The organism is Inquilinus sp. (assembly GCF_057815775.1).
On record NZ_JBYRFX010000480.1, the window covers coordinates 1 to 16,742 of the forward strand.

Consider the following 16,742-nt stretch of genomic DNA (forward strand, 5'->3'; position numbering starts at 1 on the left):
TCTCGCGAATTGCAGCCGGCGGCAGAAAAATCCGGTAGTCATGCTTGCCTTAAAAAAAAGTGACGCATTACGAGCCTTAGTTGGAATCCATGCGCCCGCAGATTGTGAAGCCGGAGGCTGCCGCCGACATGGATGCCATCAACGCGAGATGACGAATTATCGTCACGGCGCGAATCGTTGAGGCGATCAGCCGGGCTGGGGGGCTTGCATCCCCATTGCTGCCGAGCATGAGCGCGACGTCGTTTGTGCGGAAAGCAGGCATAGGCAGATCTCATTGGTTGAGTGCTCAACTTTAAAATATGACTGCGCCCGCCATTTTCAATGGTGCAGCGCACAACAAATTTGGGGTGAAGGGATGGCTGGGTGTCGGTGCGGGCGTGGATCTGGGGGCGTGTATATGCGGCCTTCGAGATCAGGCCTCCGACCAAAGTCGGCAGAGCAGCGCCGAGTTTTACATTATTTTGCAACAGTAAACTCACGCCATATCCGAATTGCGAACATTATCCGGCTACAAGCCGTTGAAGGCCTCTCAATCGGAAGCCAGGCAAGTGAGAAAAGCATACGTGACTGGATAGTCGTCATGGAGCAACTCAACGGCTGTCGGCAGGGCCGCCACGGCGTGCTGCCGGAGACGCCGGCGCCTCTCTTTGCTTCGGGGCGTCTCAAGTCCGCGACTTCTGCAAAGGCAGCAGCAGAAATTGATCCCCGATCATTCAGAGGACGAAATCATGACCACGCTCAGGACGCTCGGCGAACGGAATTCATCTCAATATCCCGGTGGTCCGGAGATCCCTGAGGGGAGGGGGCGAGCGCGTTCCGCCGATGTTGGGGCCGAAGCCTGCTCTGCAGGCCCTTCTTCATCGATAAAGAGGGGCCTGTCTGCATCGGATATCCCGCTGCAGGCGGCGGACTCGCCCGTGTCCTCGATTTATCGGCGCGCCTTTTCGAGGCGGAGCTTCTGCACCTGCTGCGCTGCTGTTGCCGGCATGTCCGTGACCGGGGGCTGGCTACGCCCACGGGACGCTTACGCGGAGGCACGCAATATCGTCGATCTGATCCGGGACTATGCTGCCAAGACTCCGATCACAATCCATCAGCTGCGCCGCAATGTGAGCATCCTCGAAGGCTCTGGCGGCAACATCGCGGTGTTGACCGGTTCCGACGGTAAGGTGTTCATCGATGCCGGGATTACGCCGTCGCGGCCGCGTATCCTGGAAGCGGCCAACAGCCTCAGCCGCGATCCGATCAAACTTCTCGTCAGCACGCATTGGCATTTCGACCATACCGACGGCAACCGGTGGATGAGCGAGGAGGGGGCTGCGATTGTCGGCCACGAGAACACCCACAAGCACCTCCTCGCCGCGCAGAGGGTGGAGGATTGGGATTTCAATTTTCCGTCATCGCCTCTGGCCGCCGTCCCGACCGAGACGTTTTCCGACGAAATGACGTTGTCCCTGAACAATTCCACTATCGCTTTGAAATACTATGGACCGGCACATACGGACAGCGATATCTCGGTCACTATTCCGGAAGCTGATATTTTACACTGTGGAGATACTTTCTGGAACGGTATTTATCCATTCATCGACTATTCGACGGGTGGAAGCATAGACGGGTCAATCGGGGCGGCTGAGCGGAATGTCGCTGCCGTCACCAACAAGACGATTGTTATCCCCGGGCACGGCAGCCCAGTCAGCAGGAAGGCGGAGCTCGTGGAGTTTCACGACATGCTTGTGGCGATCCGCGAGAGCGTCACGAAGCTCAAACGGCAAGGTCGATCGCTCGATGAAGTGATTACGGCCAAGCCGACAGCGAAGTTCGACGCAAAATGGGGGCAATTCGTCATCACCCCGGATCTCTTCACCTGGCTGGTCTATCAGGGTGTCTGAATGGAAAATAATCATCCGGCTTCCGCAACGTGAATCCTGCCAAGCCACATAAGTGGTTCCGATCTCAATATGGGAGCTCGACATGGCCATTCCGGCAAATCCACTCCACATCGATATTCCGGTGACTCTGGACGAAGTGAAGGCGGTATTCAGCATCGGCGCCTTGACGTTCGAGGGTGATCTTCCCGCTTCGGTGTTTCATCTCCAGCTGATCGAGAACGATGCCGCCGACTGGGCTGCCAGCACGGAAATTATCGCCGTTTTCCATACCAACGCCGGCCATGCGACATTGCATGACGTCGCCTACAACGCCGATCGGAACATCTCCACCGGCAATCCCTATAGGGAACTCATAACAGATTTGATGAGCCGTGGTGTCCGGGTTGAGCTGTGCGGCGCAACGGCAAGAACTCACAATTGGGGAAATGCCGATCTTCTGCCCGGGATCGCGGTCAACACCGACGCCATGGCGAGAACGATACAGCTCGTCCAGGACGGGTTCGTGAAAATCACGGAATGAAGATCGGCGTTCGGTCGGAGCATTCGGCCGAGCACGAATATTGGACGATGGCGGCCGGCGTCGTCGACTCGGCGATGGTGCACGGGTGACGAAATGCGCCAGGCCGCCATCATCCGGTTCGAACTCAGAGCGGTGGATCATAGAGCTTGCGGGGCATGGTCATAGGCCAAGCCCTCGGCCGCGCGATTCCCGGTCACGAGCGAAGCCGGAGAAGGCGCCCCCATGCAGCCACGTTGGGGCTGTGTGGTTCCCCAATTGATTGTGGAGACGGTTCCAATGTCACGCCCCCCTCTGCCGCCCTTTACGAAGGCGAGCGCGATCGAAAAGGTTCGCTTGGCTGAAGATGGTTGGAACAGCCGCGACGCGGCGCGCGTTGCCCTCGGCTATTCGTCGGACAGCTTGTGGCGCAATCGATCGGAGTTCATTTTCGGTCGGCTCGCTATCGAAGCATTCCTTTCACGCAAATGGTCCCTTGAACTCGACTACAGGTTGATAAAGGAGCTGTGGGCCTTCTCGGAAAACCGTATCGCCGTCCGCTTTGCATATGAATATCATGACGAAGGGGGTGACTGGTTCCGCGCTTATGGCAACGAGAATTGGGAATTCGATCCGGATGGCCTGATGCGCCACCGTGTCGCCAGCATTAACGATCTTCCGATCACCGAGGCAGACCGAAAATACCATTGGCCCCTCGGCCGCCGGCCAGATGATCACCCAAGCCTGAGCGATCTCGGCTTTTAAGTTTCCATCGAACAGCCGAAGATGGGGGGCGAACAATGTGGCCAGAGCGCCCGAGTGTTTGAAGCGCTCCTCGGTCTCTGCCCGCTCGAGACGCTCCAGGATCCGGGACGCGTTGCCCCCCCTCGGTGCCGAATGCCTACTGCTATCAGCGTCCGCCGGGCCCGAGGCCCCGCGGGCGAATTCGGCATGCCTGGACAGGAAGGCGCCGGGGAGCGCCGTCCCCTCGCATCATTGGCGAAAGAGGGGCTCCACCCCGTCTCCGATCGCCATGAGCGCCGGGCCGCCGGCGGGTGACGCCGCTGGGACGCCGCAACGTCTCAGTCATCATCGGGGCGATGCTTGACATCGCAACCAGGAGAGCCGGATCAGCTCCGCTGATCCTTACGCCGTCAGGGGACAATGACATTTGTGCGAAGGATATGCCCGTTGATCCAGCCGCTGTCTGGAGCTGCGAGGAAGGCGACAGCCGCGGCAATATCGGCGGGTGTGCCCAGCCGCCCGATCGGTGGAATGCTCGCCAGGCGATCGGCGAAACCCATCGGTTCTCCGTCCGGGAATAGGGCGGTCGTGGGGTGGACGGGGGCCACAGCATTGACGGTGATGTTGCGGTCTCTCAGCTCAATGCTGAGGATGTGGGTGATCGCTTCGACACCCGCGGTCATCGCAGCGTCGACGGCATCGCAGGGCTGGAACAGGCTGGCGCCGCTTGACATGACGTTGATGATGCGGCCGTTGTCGCGCAGAGCCCGTGCCGCCTCACAAAGGGTATTGAACGTGCCCTTGAGGTTGACCGCCATCCGGCTTTCGAACAGCGCGTCGTTACCGGCGGTGATGGGGGAGGTCTTCAGGATGCCGGCGTTGTTGACCAGGACGTCCACCCCTCCAAAGGCCGACCGCGCGGCGTCGAAGAGTTCAGTGACGGCCATTGGATCGCTGACATCCGCCTGCACCACGATGACCCGGCCGCCGGCCTGCGTCATCGCGTCTGCCAGTCTTCGGGCGTCATCGGCGCATTGGGCGTAGTTGATGGCAACAGCGAACCCGTCCTGGACGAGGCGCCGGACGATGGCCGCTCTGATCCCGCGTGTGCCGCCGGCGACGACAGCCGATCTCCGGATCTCTGGATCTGTTGTGCCCGGACGCACCCCCTCTATCAACGACGTGCTGCGGAGTGCGTCCGAATGGGTGGCTTGGTTCGGCCCGGAGACGATGCCGGCGATCAGCTCTCCAATCGTGACCGGAGGCCGGCCCTGGGCCTTGATCGGGTCACCGTCCGGAGACTGCCGACAGGGCCGCCGGCGATCGCCGGACGCGCGGGACCACGATGCCCGCAACCAGGCGCCGCCCTCGTCCTGCCATTCCAGGGACAGTCGAATGGCCATCCGATCGCTGCCGGACGTCAACATCCTCGCGATGAGGGGCAAGCCAAGTTCGTGGATCCGTGCGGGATTGGGAGCATTTCCGCTCCGGCCTCCGGGGATACGGACTTGCCCGTCGCCGGAGGGCGACGGAAGGTCGGTCATCTCTTCCTCCCGTATTGTCGGCTCGGTGCTTCGATCTGCAGGGAAATGGAGGGTGGATCGACATGTCGTCGTCGCCCCCGCAAGCAGGCTGGTGCGCGTGCCGGTGTTGGCCACATGAGGATGAGTTGAGACGCTTAAGCGCTCCGGGCGGCCTTGCCGTCAAACGGATCGCCGGCCAGCGTCGGCCTTTGATGGCGGCTCCGGCCAGCTCGCGACTGCGCCGGAGCTGTCGCTGGCTGGCCAGGTCCATCGCGGCGGACCTATCGCCGGATAGCTGCGCCGTGCCTCCAGCCCTTCCAGCGGGATTGACGGATCACGCTGCAGAAGTCGACACGGGCGAAATGTGGATTTTTGTCGGCGAGTACATCGGCATTGACGTTGCCGAAGGTCGTGTCCGGCCTATGCCTGTTTCCATCGTAGAAGGCCTGGATAATGTTCTCCATGAAATCCGGTGTACGAGGATGGGCATGCGCAACCTGTTCGCGTTGGGCGTCCTGAAATTCCTCATAGGCGATACCCAGCACATCCATCTCAACTCCGGCTGTGACCAAGGCGACGACCGGGTGCATATGCACGGGGATGCCGGGCGTGGTGTGCAGCGCAATGGCTGTCCAGACCAAGTCGAGATCGCTTGCGGCGATGCCTCGATCCTTGAGGAAGGCGCGAGCCGTGTTGGCGCTATCGACCTCGAAGCGCTCGGTCTGGCTGCTGTGCTGGGGCGTGAGTCCCATGTCATGGAACATCGCGCCTGCATAGAGAAGCTCGCGGTCGAAGTTGAACCCGCGGCGCAGGCCCGTCAGAGCGCCGAAGTAATAGACTCGGCTCGAATGGTGAAACAGCAATTCCGATTCGGTATCGCGCACGAGTTCAGTGATATCTCGGCACAGATTGCTATCCGGAATGGTGATTCCGTCGATCGTCGTCATAGGGATATCTCCATTGAGGTGAGATCGATCAGCTGGACACGGCTTACCCAGTGGTCGGATAGGTTGGCAGGGCAAGCGCGGCTTCCACGCCGTCGCCATAGGCGGGGTCGGCGCGCCGGCAGTTGGCGACATGCCGCTGCTTGATCTCGATCCGGGCGTCGCCCATGGCCCGCGCCGTGTTCTCGAACAGCAACTGCTGCTGCGCCGGGCTCATCTTCCGGAACAGATTGCCCGGCTGCTCCCAATGGTCGTCGTCGACGCGATGGTCCCAATGATCGGCCGGGCCGTCGACCGGCAGCGGCGGTTCGGAGAAGTCGGGCTGGTTCGCCCACAGCCCGGCGCTGTTGGGGTGATAGGAGAGCGTACCGCCCAGATTGCCGTCCGTCCGCATTGCGCCGTCGCGGTGATAGCTGTGGAACGGGCATTGCGGCGCGTTCACCGGGATGTGGTTGAAGTTGACCCCGAGCCGGTAGCGCTGGGTGTCGCCATAGGAGAACAGCCGGGCCTGCAGCATCTTGTCGGGCGAGAAGCCGATGCCCGGCACCACATTGGCGGGTGAGAAGGCGGCCTGCTCGACCTCGGCGAAGAAGTTGTCGGGGGTGCGGTTCAGCTCCATCACCCCGACCTCGATCAGCGGATAATCCGCCTTCGGCCAGACCTTGGTCAGGTCGAACGGGTTGTGGCGGTGGGTCTTGGCCTGCTGTTCCGTCATCACCTGGACCGACAGCGTCCAGCGCGGGAAATCGCCGCCATCGATCGCGGCCAGCAGGTCGCGGCCATGGCTTTCGCGATCCTTGGCGACCAGGCCTTCGGCCGCGGCATCGCTCAGGTTGTCGATGCCCTGCTGCGACCGGAAGTGGAACTTCACCCAGACCCGCTCATTGGCGGCGCTGATCATGCTGTAGGTGTGGCTGCCGAAGCCGTGCATGTGGCGGAAGCTCTTCGGGATGCCGCGCTCCGACATGACGATGGTGACCTGGTGCAGCGCCTCGGGCAGCAGCGTCCAGAAATCCCAGTTGTTGTCGGCGCTGCGCAGCCCGGTCCGCGGGTCGCGCTTGATCGCGTGGTTGAGGTCGGAGAAGCGCAGCGGGTCGCGGAAGAAGAAAACCGGCGTGTTGTTGCCGACGATGTCCCAGTTGCCTTCCTCGGTGTAGAACTTGACCGCGAAGCCGCGGATGTCGCGTTCGGCGTCGGCCGCCCCGCGTTCGCCGGCGACGGTCGAGAACCGGACGAACAGCGGCGTCTGCTTGCCGACTTCCGAGAAGATATTGGCCCGGGTGTAGCGGCTGATGTCCTGGGTGACGGTGAAGGTGCCATGGGCACCCCAGCCCTTGGCGTGCATCCGGCGCTCCGGGATCACCTCCCGGTCGAAATGCGCCATCTTCTCGATCAGCCAGACATCCTGCAGCAGGGCCGGGCCGCGCGGGCCGGCGGTCAGGATGTTGGTGTTGTCGGCAACCGGGGCGCCGGTCGCGTTGGTGAAGGGTGGAGTATGGTCAACCATAGCAACCTCGCGCAGTGGATCCACGATTGCGACGCGAGCCCGAGTCCGCGCTCGACGGGACAATCCAGGCCGGGCCCTCCGACCGGGTCACCCGTCCGGTCGGAGGTACGGCGGGGCCCGCGCTTCTTCTTCGGGCACGACGCCGGCGGTTCGTGCGTCACGGTGTTCGCCAGCGGCGATATGCGTCAGGCAGACCGTGAAAAGCATCTGCCTGACGCACGACCTCACAGTCGGTGTAGTTGGGACAATGAGGGATGCTGGCTTGGACGGCTCATATTGCCCACGTGATGTCCGAGACGGAGCTCGAAGTCCCCATCCTTCTGCAGACCCTTCTCCATCAGCCTGCCGATGAGCGCCTGCGTCTCGGGCCAGGTGGTCGTGCCAATGAAGGACTGGTTCGAACCCCAACGGTCTGCTTCGGATGGAACACCGGAGCGGGCGTTCACGAGCTTTTTCGCCAGCTCGAGGGCGCGCAGCTCGAAGCTCCCGACACGGTGCGCGAAGTCGTCGACGAACGCGTCAAGCTCAGCGTCGGGGATCGATCGGTTCACCCAGCCATATTTTTCTGCCGTATCGGCGTCGAAATCATTGGCGCCGCAGATGATTTCAAGCGTGCGTGAGCGCCCCGCGAGAGCACACAGCCACTCGGTCGCGCCACCACCGGGGACGACGGCCACGCCGACTTCGACCTGCGCCAGGATTGCTCTCTCCTTGGAAGCGAAGCGAATATCGCAGGCCAGGGCCAGTTCCGAGCCGTGGCCACGCGCCCGGCCACGCAGCTTTGCAACGCTGACGACGCGCGACTGGGCGAGGCGAGTGACGAATTTCGGCCACGCGCTGAACTCGGCGGCGCCGGGCTGGTCAGGGATGACCTCTCCCCGTTCCAGATCGTAGTGGGAAATGAAATAGTCCGGGTTCGCGCTTTCGAAGACGACGACCTTCACCTCTCTATCCGTATCGAGCTTGTCCATAAGGATATTGAGTTCGGCGAACATCTCCGGATCATAGAGATTGATCGGCGGATTGTTGATCGTCACACGCCAATAGGCGGGCGTGACCTTGGCGATTGTCAACCGATTGCTGCTGGCCATCTGTATGCTCCCTCAACTGGTCATGGATATCCAGGGCAGGGGGAAGGCACGGGATGCGGGGCAAACTGGTGTGGATCTCACCGCCTTGCACGACCGATACCTGCTCCTGTCGACTATCAGGCTGGGCCAAGAAGTCGTTCGCAGACTGTTCGGTTCTGCTAAAGACCATGGTAGGCGTCGGGTCGCCGCAATGCGTGTTAAGTCTTGTAAGTTGGCGAAAAGCTGTCCAGTAAACCAATGATGATGAGCTCGGCACGGACGATTCTTGCGATCTACACCCCTGATCAATCGAATGGGTTCACTCGGATTTTGGGCGGCGCGGTCGGTATGCCTTGCGGTCAGCCAGGCGGCTCCCCCCAAGCACGCCGGTGGTCCGACCCGGCCTGTGCCGGATCGGACCGATCGGGATCACTTCGCCTGGGCGACCTGCGTATTCAGGGCCTGGACGAACGCATTTCCGAACGCCGTGTCAGACATGGGCTGCTGGCCGGTGATCAGCTCGCGATCGACCACGACGTGGCTGGCCCACGGAGCCGCGTTCTGGACAACCGCGCCCGCCGCCGCCAGCGCCTCATCCGCGTAGAAGAAGACATAGCCGCCCAGCTGCACATTGCCTTCGACCTGCTTTTCCTCCGCGGCGGAGAAGGCCGTCAGGCGGTAGCCGGCATAGGCCCAGCCCCGGCTGAGTGACTGCAACTGAGCTGTGTCACCCGTCGCCAGAGCGCGACGGTAAGCCTGGGGATCGGAAAGCGTGGAGAGCAACGCCACCGGGCCATGGCAGATGATGCCCGTGGGAAGCGCGCGTTCGTGGAACGCCCGCAGAATCTGGCCCAACGAACGATCCTGCAGCAGATCCTGCATCGGGGCGTGGCCGCCGGGGATGAAGACGCCGATATAGCCATTGATGCCCGTGGACTGGACCGCCGACAGGCGCAATGGACGCTTCAGGCCTTCAAGCTTGCTGATATAGGCCTCGGCTTCCGCGCGTTTGGCATCCTCGCCCCCAAAGAAGATCTTGTTGTTCGAGTTCGGATCCATCTGCGGCGTGTCGCCGTTCGGATTGGCGAAGACGGGCGTGTAGCCGGCGTCCTGAATCTGCTTCAGCGGGATGGCGAGCTCGTTGAGGAAGTAGCCGGTCGTGTAGGCCTTCCCGTCTCGGAGTTCGAGTTCATGGGCGCTCGACACCACGACCAGACCAGCACCTTGCCTTTGCTTTGTGCGAGCGCGGTGGCGGGCGCTGCCATAGCGAGAACCATGCCCAGAAGGGCGCCGCCGATTTTCACAATGCTCATCATGCTTTCCTTCGTGCTGAGGTCCGCCGTGACCGGGTCTCGTTGCGCCGGGGCATGGATCCGCCCGCGCCAGCCCCCGATGCGCCGAGGAGTCCCACATCCATAAACAGGCATATGCCTTCAATCCGTTTATGGCATATGCCTGTATCTTGTCAAGGCGCGGATTCTGGACTATGGAAAGGGGTGCATTTGCGCCGCCGAGCGCCTGCAAAGGTGGAGACCATCGGGTTGAAGAAGAAGGCGAGCGCTGATCCCAACTACTGCAACAACACGGTCCTGCGACAGGCGACGCGCAGGATGGGGCAGCTGTATGACGGCATCGTCGCGCCGAGCGGTCTGCGCGCAACGCAGCTTGGCCTGCTGACGCATCTCGTGGCTCTTGGTGAGCCGACGATGCGCGAACTCGCCGAAGACATGGTCATGGACCTGTCGGCGTTGGGCCACACGTTGAAGCCGCTCGAACGAAGCGGGCTCTTGGAACTCGCCGTCGATCCCAATGACCGCCGTGCCCGGCGTGTTCGCCTTACGGAAGCCGGCGAGCGCAAGTTCGAAGAGGCGATGGTGCTGTGGAAGCGGGCCCAGGACAGTTTTGAAGCCGCCTTCGGCGTTGAAAAAGCGGCCGAGCTGCGCGCGGTGCTGAGCTTCTTGGCCTCGGACGATTTTGAACGCGCCTTTCGAACGGGCGGTGTGCGGGAAGAGGATCGCTAGAGCGTTTGCCCGTCGAGTTCCACCCAGCGCGTCCCGTGGAACCAGAAATCCGCCGCCAGCGATGCCCATGGCTGGTTGGGGACGATGCCGAAGGTCAGGCAGGACGATCGGGCAGGAGCGACGAGCCCCGGCACGTCCCTGTTGTCCGTGTCGTGGATGATGGTGGCGAAGGCGGATGGGATTTAAAGAAGGATCGCGTCCGAAAAGACCGTGTTCGAGCGAGGGATGACTGACTCGAGAGCATCGCCGGGCGCCAGGTGACATGCTCGGCATCAGGATCGAGGCGGGCGTGACAAGCGTCATGGCTGCCGAAGCAGCAGCGACTGGATCGGTGCTTCGAGCGATACTCACGCTTGGCCGCTCATGTGAGTCGTGCCGTGGCGATCTCGCCAAATGGTTCAAAGATGAGGCCATTTGCTGAGAGTTGAGGTTTGCAGTGGTCTTGTTATTAGACCACTAGCGTCCTCATATACGTCGATGCAGATGGCCGGGGCCTGCCCGGCGAAGTGCGTCGGTGTTCTCGGGTCAGGAGTGAGTGAGCTGAAACGGAAAAGCTTCGAGGCATCCCCCTGCGCGATTGCACGGGCTCTCGACACTCTTGGTGATTGGTGGACCCTGTTGATTCTACGAGACGCATTCGACGGCGTCCGTCGCTTCAGCGAATTCCAGAAGAGCCTGGGAATTCCGAAGAGCCGCCTTTCCCTCCGGCTGCGAGACCTGGTCGCGGCCGGCGTCCTCGGCGTCGCTCCTGCCTCGGATGGCAGCGCCTATCAGGAGTATGCGCTGACCCGGAAGGGCAAGGCTCTGTTTCCCGTCATGGTCGGGCTTCGACAATGGGGTGAAGAGTATCTCTTCGACCCGGGAGTCACGCCGGATGCGCGCCTGGTGGATCGCGAGAGGGGGCGGCCGGTCGGCAAGCTCGAACTGCGTTCACAGGACGGACGACTGCTGAAAGCCGACGATACGCTCGTCGCCCATTCTCGCTGACGGGCCAGGCAGCAACAGCTCCCGCATCGCTTGGGCGCAAGGCCGCCACCACCGCGTCCAGGTCGTGGGCGCATGATGCCGACACGTGCTCTTGGCGGGGTTTTTAAAAAGTGAGCCATTTTTTGGTTGAATGACGAGACCGCATACTCCACGTATGTGGTCTCGTTATAGAACCAGATGGAAAAGCCGCAATGACCGACATCGCGACTTCAACCACGCGACCGGCAGCGATCGTCGTTGGCGTGGGGGTGGAGAATGGACTTGGTGCGGCTGTCGTCCGCCGCTTTGCCCGGGAGGGCTTTCATGTCTTTGTCGCTGGCCGGACGGCGACGAAGATCGACAAGGTCGCAGCGTCGGTGCGAAGCGCCCTTGGATCAGCAGAGGCGATCCAGACGGACGCGACCAGCGAGGAAGATGTGCGCGACCTCTTTGTGCATGCCTTCTCGCGTGCCGAGGGAGAAAGGCCGAGCGTCGTCGTATTCAACGCCGGCAACAATGCCCGTATCCCCTTCCGGGAAATCACTGCCGGGCAGTTCGAGGACTATTGGCGGGTGGGTTGCTATGGCGGCTTCCTCGTCGGTCGCGAGGCGGCCCGCCATCTGGTGCCGCTCGGCCGTGGCACGATCATCTTCACGGGCGCATCGGGCAGCCTTCGTGGTCGATCGAACTTCGCCCACTTCGCGGCCGCCAAGGCCGGCCTGCGGATGATCAGCCAGAGCATGGCTCGCGAATTCGGCCCCGAGGGCATCCATGTCGCCCATTCGATCATCGACGGAGGCATTGATGGTGACCGCCTCCGGCGGCTGATGCCCGACGTTGTCCAGCAGCGCGGCGACGACGGCCTCCTCGACATCGACGCGATCGCCGAGACCTATTGGCAGATCCATCGTCAACCCAGGTCCGCCTGGACGCAGGAAATTGATCTTCGGCCCTTCAAGGAAAGCTTCTGAGCTCCTCCTCGGCCTCGCCTCGAACCCCAGTTCCCCCAGCGAGCCTACCGGAACCGGCCGGCTCCAATCCTCGGAACGTACCCATGGCATCGTCCATCACTTCCGCATCCGCCGCGCCGGACGCTTCAACCGGGCACTCTTGGCTTGGCGTCTGGGCTATTGCCCTCGGCGCTTTCGCTCTTGTCGTGACCGAGTTCCTTCCCGTCGGGTTGCTGCCGGGCATCAGCCGCGACCTCGGCATCTCGGAGGGGACGGCCGGTTTGACAGTGACCTCGACGGCCTTGTTCGCCTTCATCGCCGCACCGGTCACGGCCATGGCCGTTGGACGGCTCGACCGCAGGCTCGTTCTCCTCGGGTTGACCGCCCTGCTGGTCGTCGCCAGCATCGCATCCTCGATCGCGGCGCACTTCGCCGTGCTGCTGCTGGCGCGGATCGTCCTTGGTCTCGCGATCGGCGGCTTCTGGGCAATCTCCGTCACGGCTGCCGCCAAGCTCGTGCCTGAAGATCGTGTGCACGCCGCATCATCGCTGGTGTTCGCAGGCATCTCGGTCGGCTCGGTCGTCGCAGTGCCTGCCGGGTCCTACATCGGAGCACATTCCGACTGGCGCATCGCCTTCGTCGCCGCCAGCGTGCTCGCAGTGGCGGTCGCCCTTGCGCAGCTTCTGTTCCTGCCGAAGATCGCGATGAAGCACGGCGTCAACATCAAGCAGTTCTTTGGTCTGCTGCGATCGGCGAAGATCCGGAGCATTTTTCTGACGATACTGTTCATCGTCGCCGGCCAGTACGCCGGTTACACCTTCATCACGCCGTATCTCGAGCAAATCACCGGCGTGGACAACGGCGTCCTGAACAGCATCCTCTTCGCCTATGGCGTGATGGCGGTCGTCGGGAACTTCGTTGGCGGGGCTCTGTCGGGACGCAATCTTCACGCGACGGTCGTCGCGACGGTCGTGATCTTCCTCCTGTCGCTCGCGGGCGTTGCGCTCTTCGCCACCAACGTCGTGCTCGTTGGTATCAGCGTGATGATCTGGGCTCTGGCCTGGGGCATGGCTCCGGTCTGCACCCAGCTCTGGCTGTTCAACGCCACCCGGGATGCCGCCGAGGCAGCCCAGGCAATGAACACCAGCTTCTTTCAGCTCTCGATCGGGACGGGCTCGCTGATCGGTGGCCTGGCCGTCAATCACATCAACCTGCACAGTTCGATGTGGTTCGGCGCGGGGATTCTGGCACTCGCCGTGATCATGGTCTTCGCCGTCGGCCGAGTGGACCGGCCGGCCGGATCGAACTGACCCTGGGCCTCTCGCGGTTGCGATGGGCCATCTCTCCTGCCGCAGCTGCGATCGGAAAAGCCTGTGACCAGACTCTCGATACTGGACCTCGTCAGAATCTCCCGCGACGGTTCGGCGCGCACGTCTCTCGACAACGCCGTCGATTTGGCGCGGCAGGCGGAAAAGCTCGGCTACACGCGCTATTGGATTGCCGAACATCACAATATGGACGGCGTCGGAAGTGCAGCCACATCCGTCGTGATCGGCCACATCGCCGCGGGCACGACCACCATTCGGGTCGGCGCCGGCGGCGTCATGCTGCCGAACCATGCGCCAATGGTCATCGCCGAGCATTTCGGCACGCTGGCCAGCTTGTATCCCGGCCGCATCGATCTTGGTGTCGGCCGCGCGCCGGGCAGTGACCAGATTTCCATGAGGGCGCTCCGACGTTCGCTGGAGAGCCCTGACGACTTCCCAAGGGACGTTGTCGAACTCCAGGCATATTTCGAATCGGCTCATGAAGGCCAGCGGCTCCAGGCCGTGCCGGCGGCGGGCACCCACGTGCCGGTGTGGGTGCTGGGTTCAAGCACGTTCGGCGCACAACTCGCCGCGGCGCTCGGCTTGCCCTACGCCTTTGCGTCGCATTTCGCGCCTGAACTCCTGCTGCCGGCGCTCGACCTCTATCGGCGCGGCTTCAAGCCGAGCGACAAGCTCGATCGCCCTTACGCCATGATCGGCGTCAACGTGATCGCGGCAGAGACGGACCAGGAGGCGACGCGCCTGCGCACCTCGCAACTCATGTCCTTCGTGCACCTGCTGCGCAGGATCTCGCTGAAGACGCTGCCGCCGATCGATGATATCGACACGTATTGGGATGCGTGGGAGCGCGCCGAGGTGCTGCGGATGATGGAGCGCTCCATCATCGGGTCCGTCGCCACGGTCCGTGCCGGATTGAAGGCACTCGTCGCCGAGACCGGCGCTGACGAACTGATGGTTGTATCCGAGGTCTACGACCATCCGGCGCGCAGAAGGTCTTACGAGCTCATCCGCGAGGCGGCCGACTGGCTCGATGGACGCTTGGCCTGACCTGTGGCCAACGCGATTGCCGTAAGGCGCCTGTCCTCTTATCGCGCCTGCAAATCGGTCAGGAGCTCCAGAGCGATTCTCAGATCTGGCGACCCGAATCCTTCGGTGAAGCGCTGGTAGACGTCCGCCAACACATCGCGGGCAGCCTCGATGCGCCCCTGATCTGCCCAAAGGCGGGCGAGCGCTGTCGACGATCGCAATTCCCAGGCCAATGCCGACTGGCTGCGTGCCAGATCCAACGAGCGGATAAAGAGCTTCTCCGCCATTTGGCCATTGGCCTGCGGCTCCGCCAGCGATATCACGCCTTGGACCCGTAGAAGATCGGGCAACTCGAAGGTTGCGGGCCGCGCCACTGCTCGTTCAATAATAATTTTTGCGTCGCTGACCCGGCCGCAACGCACCAAACCTTCCGCCAATGTGCGAGAGGCGGCTGCCGCCGAGATCTGATAGTTGTTCGGCCCGATTCCGGCGACTAACGGCTCCAGGAGTGCGATACCTTCTGCCACGGCACCCTTGAGGATCATCAACTCGCCCCGCAAGGCGAATCCGATGGCATCATAGCAGGGCAAGATGTGCCTGCTTGAATCGTTGAGCGCCTGGTCGAGCGCCACGGCAGCGCCGTCAAGATCTCCGCTCCACAAGAGCAAAGGGGCTAAGGCGAGAAGTGCCATGCAACGGGTGACAGGGTGGCGACACTGCCCTATTTCGTAGAGCGCGGTCTGATTGGCTTTCGACGCTCGATCAGGATAGCCACGCAGCCAGAGCGTTCGGGCAAGAATAACACACGCTTGAACCCGGTGATCGTAACCGAAGAAATTGATCCGGAGTTCGGCTGACGCGGCCGCCAGGTCAAATCCCGCTTCGCAGTGCCGTTGCGCCTCTGCCTGGTTGCCAGCCATGTGGTGGGCATGGCCGAACCTCCACTCGGCCGCGATGATCCCCGGCAATCCAAATTTTTTGGCGACCACCGCGTTGCGCTCGGACGTTGCCAAGGCGGCCTCGAAATTCGCGCGCCTAATATATAAGAGGCTTAAGCCCGTTAGAAAATGCAGTTGGTGTTCGACATCTCCCGATGAAGTTGCCAGATCGATCCCGCGTTCGATTTCGGAATGGACTTCTGCATTGTGACCTATCGTATACATCTTCGCTATAGAGAGCGCTTTCCGCAACGCCATTTGTTCTTCTGGATTGCCATTTTGTTCTATAAGTACCCGTAGGGCGCATTTGCACCAATAAAGGCACTCACTAAGCAAAGAAGCAGAAAGAAATAGCGAGGCCACGCGAGCCACGAGTTTGGTTCCGATTGCCGCGTCGCCTCGATCGGAGAAGCTCCACTTGAGTGCGGCGCGGATATTTCCGATGTAGAAAGAGAATGCACCTTCTTTTCGTGCTTCAAATTCTATGATATCGGCCGAATTTGAATTTATCGGCAAATTTGATAGGTAAAGTGCGTGGCGCTTCTTAACGGCATCTCCATCACCGCTCTCTTCGAGCAAGATCGCGGCAAACGCGCGTGTCGTGTCGAGGAGTCGATAGGAAATCGACTTCTCTGCCGACGAAATTTTGATGAGCGACTTGTCGACGAGGCTCACCATCGCTTCTGCGATCAGCGGGTCTGAGGCGCCATTGTCGCCAGCCACCCACTGGGCGGCTTCGAGTGTAAAGGCTCCAAAAAACACCGACAGCCGATCGAGGAGCTTTCGCTCATTCTGGGGGAGTAGATGATAGCTCCATTCGAGCATTGCGGCCAAGGTCTGGTGCCGGGGTGCCGCATTCCGGCGACCCTTCCAGAGCAACCGGAGCGGGTTGCTGACGAGTTCCGCTGTCCCGCGAATCCCAAAGGCTCCAACGCGACTAGCGGCGATCTCGATCGCCAAGGGAATGCCGTCGAGATGGCGGCAGATGCTGGCAACCAGCGGCGCATCGGCGTTGCTCAGTGCCAGATTGTAACCGCTGGCAGCCGCACGTTCCATGAACAGTTGCCCGGCGGGCGACGACAGCGTGTCCGCGGCGGACAGGTGCAATTCGTCTGTCGGTCCGTCTAGGGGTGGGAGGAGATGGATATGCTCGCCTGCGACCCTCAACGGCTCTCGACTGGTCGTGAGCAGGTGAAGACGGGGTGCCTCGCCAATGAGCCGGGCGGCCAGTGCCGCCACGGCCTTGATCACATGTTCGCAGCTGTCGAGGACGAGGCAGATCCGCCGATCGGCCAAAATGGAAAGTAAGCCCGGCAAAGGGTCTTCGGCGGGAACATAGG

The 16,742-nt window shown here is 61.9% G+C and carries 15 protein-coding genes; 9 read left to right on the plus strand and 6 right to left on the minus strand.

Going from position 1 to position 16,742, the window contains the following annotated elements; all coding sequences use genetic code 11:
• The 4 genes from AC3XYG_RS17010 to AC3XYG_RS17025 form a co-directional block, all read left to right on the plus strand.
• Window positions 1-181, plus strand: a 181-nt coding sequence (locus AC3XYG_RS17010) for a hypothetical protein (protein WP_489141036.1), incomplete at its 5' end; no start/stop codon positions are given.
• Between the two features lie 547 nt (window positions 182-728).
• Window positions 729-1,889, plus strand: a complete 1,161-nt coding sequence (locus AC3XYG_RS17015; protein WP_489141037.1) for an MBL fold metallo-hydrolase — start codon at window positions 729-731, stop codon at window positions 1,887-1,889.
• An 82-nt stretch (window positions 1,890-1,971) separates the two neighbouring features.
• Window positions 1,972-2,409, plus strand: a complete 438-nt coding sequence (locus tag AC3XYG_RS17020; RefSeq protein WP_489141038.1) for a DsrE family protein — start codon at window positions 1,972-1,974, stop codon at window positions 2,407-2,409.
• Between the two features lie 276 nt (window positions 2,410-2,685).
• Window positions 2,686-3,150: a nuclear transport factor 2 family protein gene (locus AC3XYG_RS17025; RefSeq protein ID WP_489141039.1), complete on the plus strand. Its 465-nt coding sequence runs from the start codon at window positions 2,686-2,688 to the stop codon at window positions 3,148-3,150.
• Between the two features lie 389 nt (window positions 3,151-3,539).
• Here AC3XYG_RS17025 and AC3XYG_RS17030 read toward each other — a convergent pair whose 3' ends face one another.
• From AC3XYG_RS17030 to AC3XYG_RS17050, 5 genes are all read right to left on the minus strand, one after another.
• Window positions 3,540-4,673 carry an SDR family oxidoreductase gene (locus AC3XYG_RS17030; protein WP_489141040.1) on the minus strand — a complete coding sequence of 378 codons (1,134 nt, stop codon included), beginning with the start codon at window positions 4,671-4,673 and terminating at the stop codon, window positions 3,540-3,542.
• A 260-nt stretch (window positions 4,674-4,933) separates the two neighbouring features.
• Complete coding sequence (locus AC3XYG_RS17035) at window positions 4,934-5,599, minus strand: HD domain-containing protein (protein WP_489141041.1); 666 nt, start codon at window positions 5,597-5,599, stop codon at window positions 4,934-4,936.
• A 43-nt stretch (window positions 5,600-5,642) separates the two neighbouring features.
• Window positions 5,643-7,103 (minus strand): catalase, encoded by a 1,461-nt coding sequence (locus tag AC3XYG_RS17040; protein ID WP_489141042.1) that lies wholly within the window; start codon window positions 7,101-7,103, stop codon window positions 5,643-5,645.
• Between the two features lie 224 nt (window positions 7,104-7,327).
• On the minus strand, window positions 7,328-8,194 hold the full coding sequence (locus AC3XYG_RS17045; protein WP_489141043.1) for an enoyl-CoA hydratase/isomerase family protein: 867 nt from the start codon (window positions 8,192-8,194) through the stop codon (window positions 7,328-7,330).
• Between the two features lie 408 nt (window positions 8,195-8,602).
• Window positions 8,603-9,382 (minus strand): type 1 glutamine amidotransferase domain-containing protein, encoded by a 780-nt coding sequence (locus AC3XYG_RS17050; protein ID WP_489141044.1) that lies wholly within the window; start codon window positions 9,380-9,382, stop codon window positions 8,603-8,605.
• 332 nt (window positions 9,383-9,714) lie between these two features.
• Between AC3XYG_RS17050 and AC3XYG_RS17055 the strand changes: the two genes are divergently transcribed.
• The 5 genes from AC3XYG_RS17055 (at window position 9,715) to AC3XYG_RS17075 (ending at window position 14,485) form a co-directional block, all read left to right on the plus strand.
• On the plus strand, window positions 9,715-10,194 hold the full coding sequence (locus tag AC3XYG_RS17055) for a MarR family winged helix-turn-helix transcriptional regulator (RefSeq protein WP_489141045.1): 480 nt from the start codon (window positions 9,715-9,717) through the stop codon (window positions 10,192-10,194).
• Window positions 10,195-10,725: 531 nt separating this feature from the next.
• The gene (locus AC3XYG_RS17060) at window positions 10,726-11,181 is read left to right on the plus strand and encodes a winged helix-turn-helix transcriptional regulator (protein WP_489141046.1); all 456 of its coding nucleotides are present in this window, start codon (window positions 10,726-10,728) and stop codon (window positions 11,179-11,181) included.
• Window positions 11,182-11,372: 191 nt separating this feature from the next.
• A complete protein-coding gene (locus AC3XYG_RS17065; protein WP_489141047.1) occupies window positions 11,373-12,131 on the plus strand; it encodes an SDR family NAD(P)-dependent oxidoreductase in 759 nt (252 codons plus the stop codon).
• An 83-nt stretch (window positions 12,132-12,214) separates the two neighbouring features.
• Complete coding sequence (locus AC3XYG_RS17070) at window positions 12,215-13,420, plus strand: MFS transporter (protein WP_489141048.1); 1,206 nt, start codon at window positions 12,215-12,217, stop codon at window positions 13,418-13,420.
• Between the two features lie 63 nt (window positions 13,421-13,483).
• Window positions 13,484-14,485: an LLM class flavin-dependent oxidoreductase gene (locus AC3XYG_RS17075; protein ID WP_489141049.1), complete on the plus strand. Its 1,002-nt coding sequence runs from the start codon at window positions 13,484-13,486 to the stop codon at window positions 14,483-14,485.
• A 38-nt stretch (window positions 14,486-14,523) separates the two neighbouring features.
• Here AC3XYG_RS17075 and AC3XYG_RS17080 read toward each other — a convergent pair.
• Window positions 14,524-16,742 (minus strand): ATP-binding protein (locus AC3XYG_RS17080; protein WP_489141050.1); only part of this gene is annotated, 2,219 nt, incomplete at its 5' end.

Excerpts from the sequence above, each read along its gene's own strand:
- AC3XYG_RS17015 (WP_489141037.1), top strand. The coding sequence starts at position 729 with ATGACCACGCTCAGGACGCTCGGCGAACGGAATTCATCTCAATATCCC.
- AC3XYG_RS17020 (WP_489141038.1), top strand. The coding sequence starts at position 1,972 with ATGGCCATTCCGGCAAATCCACTCCACATCGATATTCCGGTGACTCTG.
- AC3XYG_RS17025 (WP_489141039.1), top strand. The coding sequence starts at position 2,686 with ATGTCACGCCCCCCTCTGCCGCCCTTTACGAAGGCGAGCGCGATCGAA.
- AC3XYG_RS17030 (WP_489141040.1), bottom strand. The coding sequence starts at position 4,673 with ATGACCGACCTTCCGTCGCCCTCCGGCGACGGGCAAGTCCGTATCCCC.
- AC3XYG_RS17035 (WP_489141041.1), bottom strand. The coding sequence starts at position 5,599 with ATGACGACGATCGACGGAATCACCATTCCGGATAGCAATCTGTGCCGA.
- AC3XYG_RS17040 (WP_489141042.1), bottom strand. The coding sequence starts at position 7,103 with ATGGTTGACCATACTCCACCCTTCACCAACGCGACCGGCGCCCCGGTT.
- AC3XYG_RS17045 (WP_489141043.1), bottom strand. The coding sequence starts at position 8,194 with ATGGCCAGCAGCAATCGGTTGACAATCGCCAAGGTCACGCCCGCCTAT.
- AC3XYG_RS17065 (WP_489141047.1), top strand. The coding sequence starts at position 11,373 with ATGACCGACATCGCGACTTCAACCACGCGACCGGCAGCGATCGTCGTT.
- AC3XYG_RS17070 (WP_489141048.1), top strand. The coding sequence starts at position 12,215 with ATGGCATCGTCCATCACTTCCGCATCCGCCGCGCCGGACGCTTCAACC.